Origin of the sequence: Nonomuraea solani, assembly GCF_900108335.1 — a bacterium.
Taxonomy (GTDB): Bacteria; Actinomycetota; Actinomycetes; order Streptosporangiales; family Streptosporangiaceae; genus Nonomuraea; species Nonomuraea solani.
On the sequence record NZ_FNVT01000001.1, the window covers coordinates 263,658 to 280,390 of the forward strand.

At 69.2% G+C, this 16,733-nt stretch carries 11 protein-coding genes; 7 read left to right on the forward strand and 4 right to left on the reverse strand.

Annotated elements, in window-relative coordinates; genetic code table 11:
* Nucleotides 1-62: 62 nt before the first annotated feature.
* The 3 genes from C4V41_RS01295 to C4V41_RS01305 are packed head-to-tail and all read right to left on the reverse strand — an operon-like array spanning nucleotide 63 to nucleotide 3,153.
* Nucleotides 63-923, reverse strand: a complete 861-nt coding sequence (locus C4V41_RS01295) for a carbohydrate ABC transporter permease (protein WP_103953848.1) — start codon at nucleotides 921-923, stop codon at nucleotides 63-65.
* Entirely contained in the window at nucleotides 920-1,849 is a 930-nt protein-coding gene (locus C4V41_RS01300; RefSeq protein ID WP_103953849.1) for a carbohydrate ABC transporter permease, read from the reverse strand. Before C4V41_RS01300 ends, C4V41_RS01295 begins: the two co-directional genes overlap by 4 nt.
* The gene (locus tag C4V41_RS01305) at nucleotides 1,846-3,153 is read right to left on the reverse strand and encodes a sugar ABC transporter substrate-binding protein (protein ID WP_103953850.1); all 1,308 of its coding nucleotides are present in this window, start codon (nucleotides 3,151-3,153) and stop codon (nucleotides 1,846-1,848) included. The genes C4V41_RS01300 and C4V41_RS01305 overlap by 4 nt, the downstream gene beginning before the upstream one ends.
* Nucleotides 3,154-3,288: 135 nt before the next feature.
* On the opposite strand from C4V41_RS01305, the gene C4V41_RS01310 reads away from it, so the two are divergent.
* From C4V41_RS01310 to C4V41_RS01320, 3 genes are all read left to right on the forward strand, one after another.
* The gene (locus tag C4V41_RS01310) at nucleotides 3,289-4,083 is read left to right on the forward strand and encodes an NAD-dependent epimerase/dehydratase family protein (RefSeq protein WP_235029846.1); all 795 of its coding nucleotides are present in this window, start codon (nucleotides 3,289-3,291) and stop codon (nucleotides 4,081-4,083) included.
* An 85-nt stretch (nucleotides 4,084-4,168) separates the two neighbouring features.
* Nucleotides 4,169-5,131: a LacI family DNA-binding transcriptional regulator gene (locus C4V41_RS01315; RefSeq protein WP_103953852.1), complete on the forward strand. Its 963-nt coding sequence runs from the start codon at nucleotides 4,169-4,171 to the stop codon at nucleotides 5,129-5,131.
* Entirely contained in the window at nucleotides 5,128-6,060 is a 933-nt protein-coding gene (locus tag C4V41_RS01320; protein WP_103953853.1) for an aldose epimerase family protein, read from the forward strand. The genes C4V41_RS01315 and C4V41_RS01320 overlap by 4 nt, the downstream gene beginning before the upstream one ends.
* Here C4V41_RS01320 and C4V41_RS01325 read toward each other — a convergent pair.
* Nucleotides 6,053-8,512 carry a SpoIIE family protein phosphatase gene (locus C4V41_RS01325; protein ID WP_103953854.1) on the reverse strand — a complete coding sequence of 820 codons (2,460 nt, stop codon included), beginning with the start codon at nucleotides 8,510-8,512 and terminating at the stop codon, nucleotides 6,053-6,055. The two genes, C4V41_RS01320 and C4V41_RS01325, sit on opposite strands and share 8 nt — an antisense overlap.
* Nucleotides 8,513-8,607: 95 nt before the next feature.
* Here C4V41_RS01325 and C4V41_RS01330 point away from each other — a divergent pair, with 95 nt between their 5' ends.
* From C4V41_RS01330 to C4V41_RS01345, 4 genes are all read left to right on the forward strand, one after another.
* Nucleotides 8,608-12,645: a HAMP domain-containing protein gene (locus C4V41_RS01330; protein ID WP_200823677.1), complete on the forward strand. Its 4,038-nt coding sequence runs from the start codon at nucleotides 8,608-8,610 to the stop codon at nucleotides 12,643-12,645.
* Nucleotides 12,642-13,256, forward strand: coding sequence for a response regulator (locus C4V41_RS01335; protein WP_103953855.1), 615 nt, complete (start codon nucleotides 12,642-12,644; stop codon nucleotides 13,254-13,256). Before C4V41_RS01330 ends, C4V41_RS01335 begins: the two co-directional genes overlap by 4 nt.
* Nucleotides 13,257-13,318: 62 nt before the next feature.
* A complete protein-coding gene (locus tag C4V41_RS01340; RefSeq protein ID WP_103953856.1) occupies nucleotides 13,319-15,835 on the forward strand; it encodes a DNA translocase FtsK in 2,517 nt (838 codons plus the stop codon).
* A 105-nt stretch (nucleotides 15,836-15,940) separates the two neighbouring features.
* On the forward strand, nucleotides 15,941-16,678 hold the full coding sequence (locus tag C4V41_RS01345; protein ID WP_160150136.1) for a helix-turn-helix domain-containing protein: 738 nt from the start codon (nucleotides 15,941-15,943) through the stop codon (nucleotides 16,676-16,678).
* Nucleotides 16,679-16,733: the final 55 nt, after the last annotated feature.

Sequence of the window (16,733 nt, forward strand, 5' to 3'; positions counted from 1 at the left end):
CCCATCTCACTCGGCGGCTGAGTACATCCAGGGTATTGGCTACCGTCCAGATACATGGACAGTTAACCCTTCACCGCACCGCTGGTCAGGCCCCGCATGAACTGCCGCTGGAAGGCCAGGAACGCGATGATCGACGGCAACAACGCCAGCAGCGAGGCCGCCAGCAGCACCCCGATGCCGACCTCCTCGTCCGAGCGGAGCGAGCGCAGCGCGATGGGCAGCGTCCACATGTCCGACTCCGGCGCGACGATCAGCGGCAGCAGGTACTGGTCCCAGATCATCGTGAACCCGAAGACACCGATCACCCCGAGGGCGGGGCGGCACAGCGGCAGGATGATCGTGGCGAAGACGCGCAGCTCGCCCGCCCCGTCGATGCGCGCGGCCTCCTCCAGCTCGACCGGCACCTCCTTCATGAACTCGGTCATGACCAGGATCGAGAAGCCCCAGGCGCCGACGGGCAGGATCATTCCGGCGTAGGTGCCGATGAGGTTCAGGTGCAGGATCGGCAGGTCGGCCAGGACGAGCGAGAGGGGGATCGCGATGATCTCCTCGGGCAGCATCATCGTGGTGAGCATGAGCAGCATCACGAACGTCATGCCCCTGAACTTCTTGCGCGCCAGCGAGTAGGCCGCGAAGACGCTCACCAGCATCTGCAGCAGCAGCCCGAAGCCCACGACCACGAAAGAGTTCAGCAGGTAGAGGTAGACGTTCTTGTCCTTGGCCTGGACGAAGTTCTCCAGGGTGAACTCGTCCGGCCACAGGGAGAACGAGGTCGGGTCGAGCGTCTTGCTGAACGCGCTCATCAGCAGCCCGACCAGTGGCCCGGTGAAAACGACCACCATAAGCCCATAAATCAGGGTCTTGCCGATGACGGCCAGCGGCCCCCGCCGCGACTCCAGGCCCAGCGCGCTGTCGAACCTCATGTCGTCTGCCTCCTGCGCAGCGCCTGCACGACCACGGTGAGCACCAGCGTGGCCAGGAAGAGCACGATCCCGCCCGCCGAGGCGACCCCCAGCTCGTTCTTCTGGAACCCGAGCTTGTAGATCAAGGTCATGAGCACCTCGGACGAGCCGTTCGGCCCGCCGTTCGTCAGCACGTACACCTCGACGAAGACCCGCAGCCCGCGGATGGCGGCCAGCGTGAACAGGATCCAGAACACCGGCCGCAGCGCGGGCAGCGTGATGTGCCGCAGCCGCCGCCAGGTGGAGGCCCCGTCCACGGCCGCGGCCTCGTACAGGGTGCGGTCGACCCCGACGAGCCCGGCCAGGAAGATCATCATGTCGTACGGCGTCCCGCGCCAGATGCTCATCAGCATGATCGACCCCAGCGAGGTGTCCTCGCTGCCCAGCCACGGCTGTGGATCGATGCCGACCCAGCCGATGATCACATTGAGCATCCCGTTGTCCGCCGGGTGGAACATGATGCGCCACACCTCGGCCACGGCCGCCATCGTCGTGACGACCGGCAGGAAGGCCGCGGTTCTGATGAACCACAGATACCGGGCGGGCCCCTCGATGAGCAGCGCGAACCCGAGGCCCAGCACGAGCGAGCCGAGCGTGGTGCCGAGCGCCAGCACGACGCTGTGCCAGATGGCCGCGCCGAACTCGTCGTCCGTGATGATCGTCTGGTAGTTCTGCCAGCCGACCCACTCGTCACCGAGGAAGGTCTGGACCTTGAACAGGCTCTTCCAGAGACCGACGAACATCGGGATGAACTTGAAGTACAGGAAGAGCAGCAGCGCGGGCGCCAGGAACAGCCAGGCGACCAGCGGCCCCCGCCACCGCGCCGCCTTGGGGCGGTGGCCGGGGGGTGACGACCGGCTGGGTGCCGGGGCGATGGTGGAGGTCATGAGGCTTTCTGACTCTGCAGTTCCTGGGTCAGCTTGGTGTTCGCCTGCTCCATGGCCGCCTTGACGTCGGCGGAGCAGTCGGCCCAGACGGTGTTGATGGAGTCGGCGGAGTCCTGGCGGATCGGCGCCCAGTTGGGCACCGGCGGGGCGTAGACGGCGTTCGCGTACGCCTCCTGGAAGACCTTCCAGCGCGGATCCTGCCGCTCACCGGCCATGTCGACCTGGGTGTTGACGGGCAGGCGGACGATGGCGCCGTTGGCGTCCTTGTTCATGCCGATCTTCTGGCCCTCGGGCGAGATCGCGAACTCGGCGAACTTCTTCTGCGCGTCCTGGTTCTGGGAACCGGCCATGACGTAGACGTTCTCGCCCTCGCCGAGGGTGCCGGGACCGCCCGACGGGCCCTTGGGCACGGGCAGGACCTCGATCTTGTCGGTGCCGATGCTCTTGACGAACCGCGCGAGCACGTACGGGCCGACCAGGTAGATGCCGCCCTGGCCCTTCTCGAACACCTCGTGCGTGACGGTCGTGTCGTTGCTGACGGCGCCGGGGTTGACGGTCTTGGACTTGCAGAACTGGTCCTGCAGGTACTGGACGGCCTCGACGGTCTTGGGGTCGTTCATCGTGGCGGTGTACTTACCGGGCGCCGCCGCCTTGATGAAGTCGCCGCCGTTGGCGTAGATGAGCGAGGAGGCGTACCAGGAGGCGTAGCCGCGCTTGGTGCCCGCGGGGATGACGAAGCCGGCGGTGTCCTTCTGGCCGTTGCCGTCGGGGTCCTTCTCCGTGAACGCGGTGGCCAGCTTGGACAGGTCCTCCCAGGTCGCGGGCGGTTCCATGGACACCTTCTCGCGCCAGTCCTTGCGGACGATCAGCGCGAACGCCTGGGCGGAGAACGGGGCGGCGTAGAACTTGCCGTCGCTGCCCGTGGCGGCCTTCCAGGCCAGCTCGGACAACTGGTCGCCGCCGGCCAGCTTGGCCTTGTCCATCTCGACCAGCCAGCCCTGCGACTGCATGTTGCCGAGCTGGGCGGTGTCGTTGATCACGATGTCGGGCAGCTGCTTCTGCGCCGCCTGCTGGTTCAGTTTCGTTTCGAAGTCGTCGAAAAGTGCGACGACTTTAGTTTGAACGCCACTCGCCTTGGTAAAAGCGTCGGCGAGCTTCTTGGCTGTCTTGGCGGAGTCGGAATCCGGCGCCTGCCTGATCCAGATCTCCAGCGCGTTGTCCGAACCCGATTCCCCGGAGCCGCAGCCTGTCAGCCCTACGGCCAAGGTCGTCATGATCGCGACCCCGAGTAGACGACGTGACATCAGACCGCCTCCCGTTCACATACGTGGACATGTGTCGTGCACTTGACGGACGTGTGTGAACGTAACTAGTGGCATAGCTCACGGTCAATATTCAAGGATGTGAATCTCAAGCAGAATCGTGTACATCATGGATGCATGCGCATTCTCATGACAGGGGCCGCCGGAAATGTGGGCAAGCTGCTCCGGCCACGGCTCGCCCGCGAAGGCCGCACGCTGCGTCTTTCCGACCTTCACCCGGTCGAGCCCGGCCCTGGCGAGGAGTGGGTGACGGCCGACCTGGCCGACCCGGCCGCGATGGCCGAGGCGATGAAGGGCGTGGACGCCGTCCTGCACCTGGGCGGCCAGAGCCGCGAACACCCCTGGGACGACATCGTGCGGGCCAACATCGACGGCACGCAGGTGCTCATGGAGGCGGCGCGCAACGAGGGCGTGGAGCACCTCGTGCTCATGGGCAGCCACCACGCGGCCGGCTTCCACACCAGGCCGGAGTCCGGCGAGGACCTGCCCGACTACGCCTTCCCGCGCCCCGACACCTTCTACGGCGTGAGCAAGGTCGTCATGGAGGCGCTCGGCAGCCTCTACCACGACCGGTTCGGCATGAACGTGACCGTCGTCAGGCTCGGCACCTGCAATGAGGGCTCCGTGGACACCCGCGGCCTGGCCACCTGGATCTCACCCGACGACCTCGCCCGCCTGGTCGAGGCCGCCCTGGTCGCGCCCGGCTACCACGTCGTCTGGGGCGTCTCCGACAACGCCCGCCGCTGGTGGTCCCTGCGCGAGGCCGAGGCCATCGGGTACGTCTCCCGCGACTCCTCCGAGCCCATGGCCGCCGCGCTGATCGCCGAGCACGGCGAGCCCGACCTGTCGGAGCCCCTGCACCACCGCGCCGGCGGCGTCTTCACGCTGAACGAGCTGGGCGGCTCCTGGTAATCGGCAACCGGTTGCAAGAACCTTGACGACTTGAGGCCCAAAGGTCAAGGTTTGATCTGGCAACCGTTTGCAAGGGAGGGCCCGGATGGCGGCGACGATCAAGGACGTGGCGCGCGCCTGCGGCGTGCACGTGTCCACAGTGTCCCGTACGTTCTCCGCGCCGCACCTGGTCAATCCTGCCACCAGAAGCCGCGTGCTGGCCGCCGCCGACGACCTGGGCTACCGCCCCAACCGGGCGGCCAGGGCCCTGACCACCGGGCGCACGTTCAACATGGGCCTGATCGTCGCCGACATCGCCAACCCGTTCTTCCCGCCGCTCATCAAGGCCGCCCAGTCGCAGGCCAGGGGCCGCGACTACCACGTGTTCGTGGCCGACACGGACGAGGACCCGCGGGTCGAGGAGGAGCTGATCAGGACGTTCACCAAACAGGTGGACGGCGTCCTGTTGTGCAGCCCCCGCCTGTCGAACAAGATGATCGAGCGCCTGGCCGAGGACGTGCCGTTCGTCGTGATCAACCGGCGGATCAAGGGCATGCCCGCCGTGCTCATGAACGTCGCCCAGGGCGCCGAAGCCGCCCTGGAGCACCTGGCCGGGCTCGGCCACCGCAGGATCGCGCTCGTGTCCGGGCCGATCGGCTCGTGGACCAGCAACGAGATGCAGGGCGTGGCCGCCGAGGCGGTCGGGCTCGACCTGGTCTTCTTCGGCCCCAACCAGCCGACCGAGGCCGGCGGCCTGGCCGTGGCCCCCGACGTGGCGGCCTGCGGGGCCACCGCGGTGCTCGCCTACAACGACCTCGTGGCGCTCGGCGTCATTGAGGGCCTGTCGGCGATGGAGATAGGGGTACCAGACCAGATAAGTGTCATCGGGTTCGACGACATCCTCCCGGGACGGCTCAACCGGCCCAAACTGACCACGGTCGCCATGCCGGCCGTGGCCGCCGGAAGGATGGCCGTCGATCTGCTGCTGCAGTCGGGGGGCGAGGGTGCGACGGTGACCCTCGACACCGCCCTCATCGTCCGCGAATCCACGGGAAGGGCCCAATCATGATCTTCGGAACGCTGCCGTCAGGCCGGCAGGTCGAGAGCGTAGAGCTGTCCTCAGGGCGGCTGCGCGCCGAGGTGCTCACCTACGGCGCCATCGTGCGCACGCTGGAGGTGTCCGGGGTCAACGTCGTGCTCGGGCTGGACACGCTGGAGGACTACCGGACCCGCAGCCGCTACTTCGGCGCCGTCGTCGGCCGCTACGGCAACCGCATCGCCGGCGGCACCTTCACCCTCGACGGCGTCGAGTTTCGGCTGCCGCTCAACAACGGCCCCAACAGCCTGCACGGCGGCACCGAGGGCTTCGACAGCCAGGTGTGGACGATCGCCGAGCGCACCGGCTCGTCGGTGACGCTGACGCTGACCAGCCCCGACGGCGACCAGGGCTACCCGGGCACGCTGACCGCCTCGGTCACGTACACGCTCGCGGACGACGCGCTCCGCATCGACTACACGGCCGAGACCGACGCCCCGACCGTGGTCAACCTGACGAACCACAGCTACTTCAACCTCAAGGGCGGCGGCGACGTGCTCGACCACGTCATCCGCATGGAGGCCGAGCACTACCTGCCGGTCGACGAGGACAAGATCCCCACGGGCGAGCTGGCCAAGGTCAAGGACACGCCGTTCGACTTCCGCGAGCCGCACGCCCTGGGCGAGCGCTACGACGGCGCCTACGACCACTGCTTCGTGCTCGACGGCCCCGTCCAGGTCACGGCAGGCGATCTGACCATGGAGGTCACGACCACCGAGCCCGGCGTGCAGTTCTACTCAGGGAGCATGCTGGACGGGGTCACCACGCCGTTCGGGGCCTTCGCCGGGCTGTGCCTGGAGACGCAGCACTTCCCCGACGCGCCCAACCAGCCGCAGTTTCCCTCGACCGTGCTGCGGCCGGGCGAGCTCCGCACCTCCACCACGACCTATCGCTTCATCTGACCTGACGCAGGGCGGCGGCGGCCTTGATCACCAACAGGGCCACGTCGTCCTGCGACGGCTCGGTGGCGAAGGTCTCGACGGCGTGCCGCACGCGCTCGGCCACCGCGTGGGCGCTCAGCCCCGCGCAGCCGGCCAGGATCGCCGACAGCCCGTCGCCGTCGTCCAGCAGCCGGTCGCCGTCGCGGCGCTCGGTCACGCCGTCGGTGACGCACAGCAGCACCTCCTCCGGCGCGAGCTCGAACGTCTCCACGTAGAACCGGGCGCCGGCCTCGATGCCGAGCAGCAACTGCGGCGTCGCCATGGCCTCCACCAGGCCGCTCTCCCGCAGCAGGAGGGGCGGCGGATGGCCGGCCGAGGCGATCGTGCACAGCGCGCCGCCCTGGGGGAGCGGGGTCAGCTCCCCGCACAGCAGGCTGAGGAACCGGCCCTCCTCGCCCTCCTCCAGCAGTGCGTGGTTGAGCCGGTCGAAGATGTCGGCCACCGTGTAGTGCTCCTTGGCCAGCAGGCGTACGGCGTGCCGGGCCAGCCCCGTGACCGCGGCCGCCTCCGGGCCGCTGCCGCACACGTCGCCCAGGGCGAAACACCAGTGGTCGGCCACCGTGAACAGGTCGTAGAAGTCGCCGCCGACGTCCGCGCCCTCCTCGGCCGGCTCGTAGACGACCGCGGACTCCAGGCCCGGCATGGGCGCCGTCCGCATGGGCAGCAGGCTGCGCTGCAGCACCCGCGAGGTGGTCGCCTGCCTGGCGTACAGCATGGCGGTGTGCAGGTTGAGCGCCACCAGCCGGCACAGGTCGGCCAGCAGGTCGGCCAGTTCGAGCGGCAGCGTCGTCTCGGCCCGGCCGATCACCAGCGCGCCGTGCGACCTGCCCTGGGTGAGCAGCGGGAACGCCAGCACGTTCTCCGGGCCGACCGGCCAGGTCATCTCGTTGAGCGCGGTGCGCGGGATGGCGGGCAGCGACTTGCGCAGGTCGGCGTTGTGGCGCTCCTCGCTGTGCCAGACGTGGGCGAGCCTGGTCATGCCCGCCAGATCGGTCAGGTAGACCGCGGCCCACGTGGCGATCTTGGGCACCACGAGCTGCGCGGTCAGGGCCGCGATCAGCTCCTCGTCGTGGACGCCCGCCAGCAACTCGCCCGCCTCGGCCAGGAACGACAGCCGCCCCCGGTGCGCGCGCTCCTGCTCGGCCAGCCGCTCGCGCTGCACGGGCACGGCGACCTGGTCGGCGATGTGCTGCAGGCTGACCGTGAGCTCCTGGTCGAAGCGGCCCGGCTGGGCAGCCGTGACCACGATGTAGCCGGTCACCTCGCCGGACACGAGCAGCGGCGCGCACGCCAGCGACCGGGCCCGGAGCTGCTGGGCCAGCTCGACGTCCCCGGCCAGCAGGTCCTCGATCATGGCGGGCGCCTTGCGGTCGACGCCGAACACCCCCGTGGCCAGCACCCCCACCAGCCCGGCCGTGACGCCGGCACCGGCCGCCACGCCGAACCGGTGGCCGCCGTCGGCGGCCAGCAGCACGTAGGCGGCGTCGCCGCCGCACGACATCTGCACGATCTGGGCGATCGTGTCGAGCAGCTCGGAGAACGGCATGTCCTGGTCGAGCAGGTCCTTGATCCGCCGGCCCGCCTCCCTGCGCAGCGGCGCGGGAGGCGGCGTCAGGACATAGCGGTGATCGCTGGCCACCACCATCCAGATCGCCCGGCGCTCCTCGGAACGCGTGCGCAGGTGGGACACGTAGACGGGCACGAGCCGGCCGTCCAGGTGGCGCATCCGCGCCTCGCCCCGCCAGCGGCCCAGGTTGAGCGTGTCGGCCAGCGACAGCGCGTAGGGCCCGTGGCCGCGCCAGGCCACCAGCTCCTTGAGCGACCTGCCGATGGCCTGCTCGGGCCGCCAGCCCAGCAACTGCTCGGCCTCGGAGTTCCACGACTCCACCACGCCGTCGCGGTCGCACACCACCACGCCGACGTGCAGGGTGTCGATGGGCGCGGCGATCATGGCGGGGGCCAGGCCGGGCGGGCCGACCACGACCTCCTGCTGGTCGCAGCCCTCGCTGAGCTCCATGCGCACCCAGACGCGCTTGGCCGTCCTGGTGTAGGTGACGCCCCAGGCGTCGGCCAGCATCCCGGCGAGCGCGAGGCCGCGCCCTGAGGTGGGCAGCGGGTCGCCTTCGGGTGGCGGGGATTCGGCGGCCAGGATGGTGCGGGTGGGATGGTGGTCGTCGACCTCGATTTCGAGTTTCGCCGGAGTGGCGTCGACGTCCAGGCGGCACGTCAGCTCGACGCCGGTGCCCGCGTGCACCACGGCGTTGGTGACGAGTTCGCTGGTCAGGAGCACGGCGTCTTCCGCCAGATGGCTCAGGCGCCACTCGCCCAGCACCTGGCGGACGAATCTGCGCGCGTGCGCCGGTGCATGGGGAGTGCCGTCGAAAGCCGTGCTCGACACCCTGGTCGTGTCCACTCTGCGTCCTAGAACATCACTCGATGTGGCAGTTCAGTCACTCTCAGAGTGGCAGACTGATGCCGTTGATACCTCCAGTTGTGAAGAAGGCCGCCATGGTCGCGCAGTTGGAATCGCCGTACACGCCTGGATCGCTCCACCCAGCGGACCTCCGTCCCCTGCTCGTGGCCCTGCAGGGGCTGCGCGACGGGAACTTCCGCACCCGGCTGGAGATGCCCGGCGATCCCGTCCTCGCCGAGCTGGCGATCACGTTCAACCAGGTGATCGACCGCAACGAGCACCTGTCCAACGAGCTGACCCGATTGCGCGGTGAGGTGGCCAGGCACGGGCGGCTCGACGAGCGCCTGAGCCCGAGCCCCGGCACGGGGAGCTGGGCGGTCAACATCGCCGCCGTCAACACCCTGGTCGACGCGCTCGTCATTCCGGCGGCCAAGGCCACCCGGGTGCTCAACGCGGTCGCCGACGGCGACCTGTCCAAACGGGTGGACCTGCAGGAGGACAACCGGCCGCTGCGCGGCGGGCTGCGCCTGATGGGCAAGGCCGTCAACCGCATGGTCGACCAGCTCGCGCTGTTCTCCGGCGAGGTGACCAGGGTGGCGCGCGAGGTCGGCACCGAGGGGCGGCTCGGCGGCCGGGCCAAGGTGCAGGGCATGTCGGGGAGCTGGCGCGACGTCACCGAAGCGGTCAACGCCATGGCCGGGCGGCTGACGGCCCAGGTGCGCGACATCGCGGTGGTGACCACGGCCGTGGCCAGGGGCGACCTGACCCGGCAGGTGACGGTCGAGGCCACGGGCGAGCTGCTGGAGCTCAAGCTGACCGTCAACACCATGGTCGACCAGCTCTCGTCGTTCGCCAGCGAGGTCACCCGGGTGGCGCGCGAGGTCGGCACCGAGGGGCAGCTCGGCGGCCGGGCCGAGGTGAAGGGCGTGCTCGGCACCTGGAAGGACCTGACCGACAACGTCAACTTCATGGCCTCCAACCTGACCACCCAGGTGCGCTCGATCGCGCAGGTGACGACCGCGGTGGCCAACGGCGACCTGTCGAAGAAGATCACCGTCGACGCGCGGGGCGAGATCCTGCAGCTCAAGGACACCATCAACACGATGGTGGGGCAGTTGTCGGCGTTCGCCGACGAGGTGACGCGGGTGGCGCGCGAGGTGGGTACGGAGGGCCGGTTGGGCGGTCAGGCGCAGGTGCGGGGGGTGAGCGGGGTGTGGAAGGACCTGACCGACAACGTCAACTTCATGGCCTCCAACCTCACCGAGCAGGTACGCGACATCGCCCAGGTCGCCACCGCCGTCGCCCAGGGCGACCTGAGCCGCAAGATCAGCGTCGACGTCAAGGGCGAGATCCTGCAGCTCAAGGACACCGTCAACACGATGGTGGGGCAGTTGTCGGCGTTCGCCGACGAGGTGACGCGGGTGGCCCGTGAGGTGGGCACCGAGGGGCGGTTGGGCGGTCAGGCGCAGGTTCGGGGGGTGAGCGGGGTGTGGAAGGACCTGACGGACAACGTCAACTTCATGGCCTCCAACCTCACCAGCCAAGTACGCAACATCGCCAAGGTCACCACCGCCATCGCCAACGGCGACCTGTACAAGAAGATCAACGTGGACGCCCGCGGCGAGATCCTCCAGCTCAAGGACACCATCAACGCCACCGTCGACAAGCTGTCCGCGTTCGCCGACGAGGTGACCAGGGTGGCCCGCGAAGTCGGCACCGAGGGGCGGTTGGGCGGTCAGGCGCAGGTTCGGGGGGTGAGCGGGGTGTGGAAGGACCTGACGGACAACGTCAACTTCATGGCCTCCAACCTCACCAGCCAGGTGCGCAACATCGCCCAGGTCGCCACCGCCGTGGCCAACGGCGACCTGTACAAGAAGATCGACGTGGACGCCCGCGGCGAGATCCTCGAACTCAAGACCACCATCAACACCATGGTCGACACGCTGTCGTCGTTCTCCTCCGAGGTGACGCGGGTGGCCCGCGAGGTCGGCTCCGAGGGCAGGCTGGGCGGGCAGGCCGAGGTCGAGGGCGTCTACGGCACCTGGGAGCGCCTCACCAAGAACGTCAACGAGCTGGCCGGCAACCTCACCACCCAAGTGCGCGCCATCGCCGAGGTGGCCAGCGCCGTCGCCCAGGGCGACCTGAGCCGCTCGATCAGCGTCGAGGCCAAGGGCGAGGTCGCCGAGCTGAAGAACAACGTCAACCTCATGGTCGCCAACCTGCGCGAGACCACCCGCGCCAAAGACTGGCTGGAGAGCAACCTGGCCCGCATCGCCGGGCTCATGCAGGGCCACCGCGACCTGGTCGAGGTGGCCGACCTCATCCTGCGCGAGCTGACGCCGCTGGTCAGCGCCCAGTACGGCGCCTTCTTCCTGGCCGACGCCGACTCGCCCGACGGCTCGCTGGCCTTCATCGCCGGCTACGGCGCCGCCCACGACGTGCTCCCCGGGCCCGGCACACCCGGTCCCGGCCTGATCAGGCAGGCGGCCCTGGAACGCAAGCGCATCCTGTTCGAGGACGTGCCGCCCGGCTACATCAAGGTCCACTCGGGACTCGGCGAGGCGGCTCCGGCCAGCGTGGTGGTGCTGCCCATCGTGTACGAGGACAAGGTGCTCGGGGTGATCGAGCTGGCCTCGTTCAGCCGGTTCAGCGACGTGCACCTGGCCTTCTTCGACCAGTTCGTGGTGACCATCGGCGTGGCGATCAACACGATCATCGCCAACGCCCGCACCGAGGCGCTGCTGTCGGAGTCCCAGCGGCTGGCCCAGCAGCTCCAGGGCCGCTCCGACGAGCTGCAGCGCCAGCAGGCCGAGCTGCGCAAGTCGAACGCCGCGCTGGAGGAGAAGGCCCACCTGCTGGCCACCTCCTCCCGCTACAAGTCGGAGTTCCTGGCCAACATGTCCCACGAGCTGCGCACCCCGCTCAACAGCCTGCTCATCCTGGCCAGGCTGCTGGCCGACAACCCCGAGGGGAACCTGTCGGAGCAGGAGGTCGAGTTCGCCACGACGATCCACAACGCCGGCAGCGACCTGCTCCAGCTCATCAACGACATCCTCGACCTGTCCAAGATCGAGGCCGGGCGGATGGACGTACGGCCCGAGAAGCTGCCGCTGAGCAAGCTGCTCGACTACGTGGACGCCACGTTCCGGCCGCTCACCGTGGACCGGGGGCTCACGTTCGAGATCGAGGTCAGGCCGGGCACCCCGCGTGAGCTGTACAACGACGAGCGCCGCCTCCAGCAGATCCTGCGCAACCTGCTGTCGAACGCGGTCAAGTTCACCTCCGCGGGCGAGGTGCGCCTGGAGGTCAGGGTCGAACGCGAGGCGGCCGACGGCGACGTGATCGCGTTCGCGGTCAGCGACACCGGCATCGGGATCGCGGCCGACAAACTGCCGGCCATCTTCGGCGCGTTCCAGCAGGCCGACGGCACCACGAGCCGCAAATACGGCGGCACGGGGCTCGGCCTGTCGATCAGCAGCGAGATCGCCCGGCTGCTCGGCGGCGAGATCCACGCCAGCAGCAGGCCCGACTCGGGCAGCACGTTCACCCTCTTCGTGCCGGCCAGGTGCCCGGTCGCGGGCCACGCGGGCGAGCCCGAGCGGGAGGCCGAGCCCGCACTGGAGGCGGTCGAGACCCGCGCGGCCCCGCCGCACGACGAGTGGCCGTCGGCGGAGGGCGACGACCTGTGGCTGCGGGGCTCCACGCTCACCCGGCTCAACGACGACCCGCTCGGCGCGGTGTTCGGCGGCCGGCGGGTGCTCATCGTGGACGACGACATCCGCAACGTGTACGCCCTGACCCATGTGCTCGGCCGGCTCGGCATGGAGATCGTCTACGCCGAGAACGGCAGGGAGGGCATCGAGGCCCTGGAGCGTGAGGAGGACATCGCGCTGGTCCTCATGGACGTGATGATGCCCGAGATGGATGGCTACGAGACGCTCGTCGCGGTACGCCAGATGCCGCGCTTCGCCGACCTGCCCATCGTCGCGCTCACCGCGAAGGCGATGCCCGGCGACCGGGAGAAGACGATCGCCTGCGGCGCATCCGACTACGTTCCCAAGCCCGTGGACCTCGACCAGCTCCTGGAGGTGATGCGCGGGTGGCTCGCGGGAGACAGGGAGGATGGGGGATGAACCGACAGGTCAAGATCCTGCTGGTGGACGACAACGAGGAGAGCCTGGTAGCGCTGGAGGCCGTGCTGCGGCCGCTGCAGCAACTGCTGTTCAAGGCCAGGTCGGGGCCCGAGGCGATGAAGCTGATGCTGCGCCACGACTTCGCGGTCGTGCTGCTCGACGTGCTCATGCCCGGCATGGACGGCTTCGAGACCGCCACCCACATCAAGCGGCTCGACCAGACCCGCGACGTGCCGATCATCTTCCTGACCGGCACCGAGCCCAGTTCGGGGGCGGCCTTCCGGGGCTACGCGGTGGGCGCGGTCGACTATCTCACCAAGCCGTTCGACCCGTGGGTGCTCAGGTCGAAGGTCGCGGTGTTCATGGAGCTGTTCCGCAAGAACGCGGTGCTGTCCGAGCAGACGGCGCTGCTGAGCCAGCTCGTCCAGGACGACGCGGCGCTGGAGGACTTCGCGCGGCGGCTCGGCTCGGTGGAGTCGCGCCTGCACGAGCTGGGGGAGGACACGACGGGGGACGAGGGGCTGATGGAGGCGGTCAAGGACCTCGCCGACCGGGTGGCCGCCATGCAGGCCGCCTTCGAGGCCGTCTCGACGGTCCGCGCGAGAGACTGAAGGTTGAAGACACCGGCGAGCCTACGCGCGCATCGCGGTGTCTCCGACGTACCTTTGGCATCATGGCCACCCGTACGCCGAAAAGCGCATCGAAGGGGCCGGCGAAGCGGTCGACCTCTGCTCGCTCGACCCCCGCGAAGCGCGGGAGCACGTCGGCGGGACGGTCCAGGGCGAAGGGATCCTCCGCCGGTCGCAAACCCTCGATGACCCACCAAGACCCCATCAGCTGGGTCTTCACCATGATCGGCAAGCTGATCGTGGGGCTGTGGATGCTGCTCGCCAACGGCATCGGCAGCACGGCTCGCGCGCTGGGCAAGAACGCCCGCGAGCTTGATCCCGCGCACCGGCGCGACGGCCTGGGCCTGACGGTCCTCGCGGGCGCGATCGTGGTCGCGGCCATGGTCTGGCGCAACTCCGACGGCGCCGTCGCCGGTGTGGTCAACGCGGCCGTACGCGGCGTGTTCGGCTCGCTCGCCTGGGCGCTGCCGCTGCTGCTCGGGCTGCTGGCCTGGCGTTACCTGCGCCACCCCGACCAGAACGCCGACACCGGCCGCATGGTGATCGGGTGGGCCGCGCTGCTGGTCGGCGTGCTCGGCGTCATCCACGTGGCCAACGGCACCCCCTACCCGGCCGGTGAGGGCCAGGGCATGGACCGGGTGTCGCAGGCCGGCGGCATGATCGGGTTCATCGTGTCGGCGCCGCCGATGAGCATCCTGCCGCCGTGGATCACGATCCCGCTGCTGCTGCTCCTGTCCGGGTTCGGCGTGTTGGTGATCACCGCCACGCCCGTGCACCGCATCCCCGAGCGGCTGGCCGAGCTCAAGCACATGCTGTTCGAACGGCACGCGGAGCCCGACCAGCAGAAGACGCCGGCCAGGAAGCGGACCAGGACCAAGAAGACCGAGGACGGCGAGCCCGTTGAGACGGTCAAGCCCTACGACACACCCGTGCTGTCCGAGAAGGACAAGCAGCAGCGGGCCGACCACTCGCCCGAGATCGTGCCGGGGCTCACCGACGAGGAGGAACAGCCCGCTCCCGAGGCTGAGAGGAGGCCTGAGCCGCCGCAGCCCACTCCCGCGCCCCGCAAGGTCGAGCAGCTCGTCCTGTCGCCGCAGGCTGGCCCCTACAGCGTCCCCGACCTGCAGCACCTCAAGCAGGGCACGGCGCCCAAGCCGCAGACCAAGGCCAACACGACCGTGGTCAACGCGCTGACGAGCGTGCTGGAGCAGTTCACCATCGACGCGCAAGTGATCGGGTTCACGCGCGGGCCGACGGTGACCCGCTACGAGATCGAGCTGGGGCCCGCGGTCAAGGTGGAGAAGGTCACGGCCCTCACCAAGAACATCGCGTACGCCGTCAAGTCCGCCGATGTCCGCATCCTGTCGCCCATCCCCGGGAAGTCGGCCATCGGCGTCGAGATCCCGAACGCCGACAAGGACCTCGTCTCGCTCGGCGACGTGCTGCGGGCCCAGGTGGCCCAGGCCGACCACCATCCGATGATCGTCGGCCTGGGCAAGGACGTCGAGGGCCGCACCATCGTCGCGAACCTCGCCAAGATGCCCCACCTGCTCATCGCGGGCGCCACCGGCGCCGGCAAGTCGGTCTGCGTCAACGGGCTGATCACCAGCATCCTCATGCGCGCCACGCCCGACGAGGTGCGCATGGTGCTGGTCGACCCCAAGCGGGTCGAGCTCAGCGTGTACGAGGGCATCCCCCACCTGATCACCCCCATCATCACGAACCCGAAGAAGGCCGCCGAGGCCCTCGAATGGGTCGTGGGCGAGATGGACCGGCGCTACGACGACCTGGCGGCGTCGGGGTTCCGGCACGTGGACGAGTTCAACAAGGCCGTGCGGGCGGGCAAGCTGCAGCCGCCGCCGGGCAGTGAGCGCGTCTACCAGCCCTACCCGTACCTGCTGGTGATCGTGGACGAGCTGGCCGACCTCATGATGGTGGCCCCGCGCGACGTCGAGGACTCGATCGTGCGCATCACGCAGCTCGCCCGCGCGGCCGGCATCCACCTCGTGATCGCCACCCAGCGGCCGTCGGTCGACGTGGTCACCGGCCTGATCAAGGCCAACGTGCCCTCCCGCCTGGCGTTCGCCGTCTCCAGCCTCACCGACTCGCGCGTCATCCTCGACCAGCCGGGCGCCGACAAGCTGGTCGGGCAGGGTGACGCGCTGTTCCTGCCGATGGGCGCGAGCAAGCCGATCCGCATCCAGAACGCGTTCGTCTCGGAGAAGGAGATCGCGGGGATCGTCGAGCACTGCAAGGCGCAGATGCAGGTCGAATACCGCGACGACGTGGCCGCCGCGCCGGTCAAGCGCGAGATCGACGAGGACATCGGCGACGACCTCGACCTGCTGATCCAGGCGGCCGAGCTGATCGTGACCACGCAGTTCGGCTCGACCTCGATGCTGCAGCGCAAGCTGCGCGTCGGGTTCGCCAAGGCGGGGCGGCTGATGGACCTGCTCGAAAGCCGCAACGTGGTCGGCCCGAGCGAGGGCTCCAAGGCGCGTGAGGTGCTCGTGAAGCCCGACGAGCTCGCGGGTTTGCTGGCCGACCTGCGTGGCGAATGACCCCAATGCGTGAGTGCGCGGCGATAACTGATTGAATATGTACCACCACGAAGAGTCATGGTGTGGTGGGGGGCGTTCGCAGTGCAGGAGCAGAGCATCGGGGCCATGCTGAGGGCCGCCAGGCAGTCCGCCGGACTGTCGGTCGAGCAGGTCGGCGCGGCCACCAGGATTCGCGAAGCGATCATCCAGTGCATGGAGCAGGACGACTACGGTCAGTGCGGCGGCGCCTTCTACGCCAGAGGGCACGTCAGGGCCGTGGCCAAGGCCGTCGGGCTCGATCCCGAGGCCGTCATCCATCTCTATGACCAGGAACACGGAGGGGCGCCGCTACCGGTGGCGGCCTCGGCCGTGTTCCAGGCCGACAAGAAGATCCACCTGCCGGAGCGGCGCGGGCCGAACTGGACGATGGCGCTCGGCGTGGCGCTGACCATCGTGGTGGTGTTCGGCATGATGCGGGTGCTGGGCGGCGCGAGTGACCAGGTGCGGACGGGCGACGTGCGGGCGGCCTCGGCCAGGCCCAGCGTCCCGCCCAACACGCCCATCACCGAGGCGCCCAAGCCGGCGCCGGGCAAGGCGGTCGCCAAGAAGATGGTGACGGTCAAGATGAGGGCCAAGCGGTCGTCGTACGTGAACGTGCACGACGCCCAGGGGCGCAAACTGTTCGCCGGGACACTGAAGGCGGGCAAGACCTCCACCTGGCAGGCGGCCGAGAAGGTCAACGTGCTGATCGCGGACGCCGGAGCCATTACCCTGCACGTCAACGGCAAGAGGGTGAAGGGGCTCGGCGGCCGGGGAGAGGTCGTCAGGCGCTCGTTCGGGCCGCCGAAACCGCAGTCACGGTAGTCACGCGGTGGTCAGCGGGGGAGCCAGTGCATCAGGTGGTGGCCAACTCCCGATA

What these genes read in the sequence shown, in the direction of transcription:
- C4V41_RS01295 (WP_103953848.1), bottom strand. Translation starts at nt 923, where the DNA reads ATGAGGTTCGACAGCGCGCTGGGCCTGGAGTCGCGGCGGGGGCCGCTG.
- C4V41_RS01300 (WP_103953849.1), bottom strand. Translation starts at nt 1,849, where the DNA reads ATGACCTCCACCATCGCCCCGGCACCCAGCCGGTCGTCACCCCCCGGC.
- C4V41_RS01305 (WP_103953850.1), bottom strand. Translation starts at nt 3,153, where the DNA reads ATGTCACGTCGTCTACTCGGGGTCGCGATCATGACGACCTTGGCCGTA.
- C4V41_RS01310 (WP_235029846.1), top strand. Translation starts at nt 3,289, where the DNA reads ATGCGCATTCTCATGACAGGGGCCGCCGGAAATGTGGGCAAGCTGCTC.
- C4V41_RS01315 (WP_103953852.1), top strand. Translation starts at nt 4,169, where the DNA reads ATGGCGGCGACGATCAAGGACGTGGCGCGCGCCTGCGGCGTGCACGTG.
- C4V41_RS01320 (WP_103953853.1), top strand. Translation starts at nt 5,128, where the DNA reads ATGATCTTCGGAACGCTGCCGTCAGGCCGGCAGGTCGAGAGCGTAGAG.
- C4V41_RS01330 (WP_200823677.1), top strand. Translation starts at nt 8,608, where the DNA reads ATGGTCGCGCAGTTGGAATCGCCGTACACGCCTGGATCGCTCCACCCA.
- C4V41_RS01335 (WP_103953855.1), top strand. Translation starts at nt 12,642, where the DNA reads ATGAACCGACAGGTCAAGATCCTGCTGGTGGACGACAACGAGGAGAGC.
- C4V41_RS01340 (WP_103953856.1), top strand. Translation starts at nt 13,319, where the DNA reads ATGGCCACCCGTACGCCGAAAAGCGCATCGAAGGGGCCGGCGAAGCGG.
- C4V41_RS01345 (WP_160150136.1), top strand. Translation starts at nt 15,941, where the DNA reads ATGCTGAGGGCCGCCAGGCAGTCCGCCGGACTGTCGGTCGAGCAGGTC.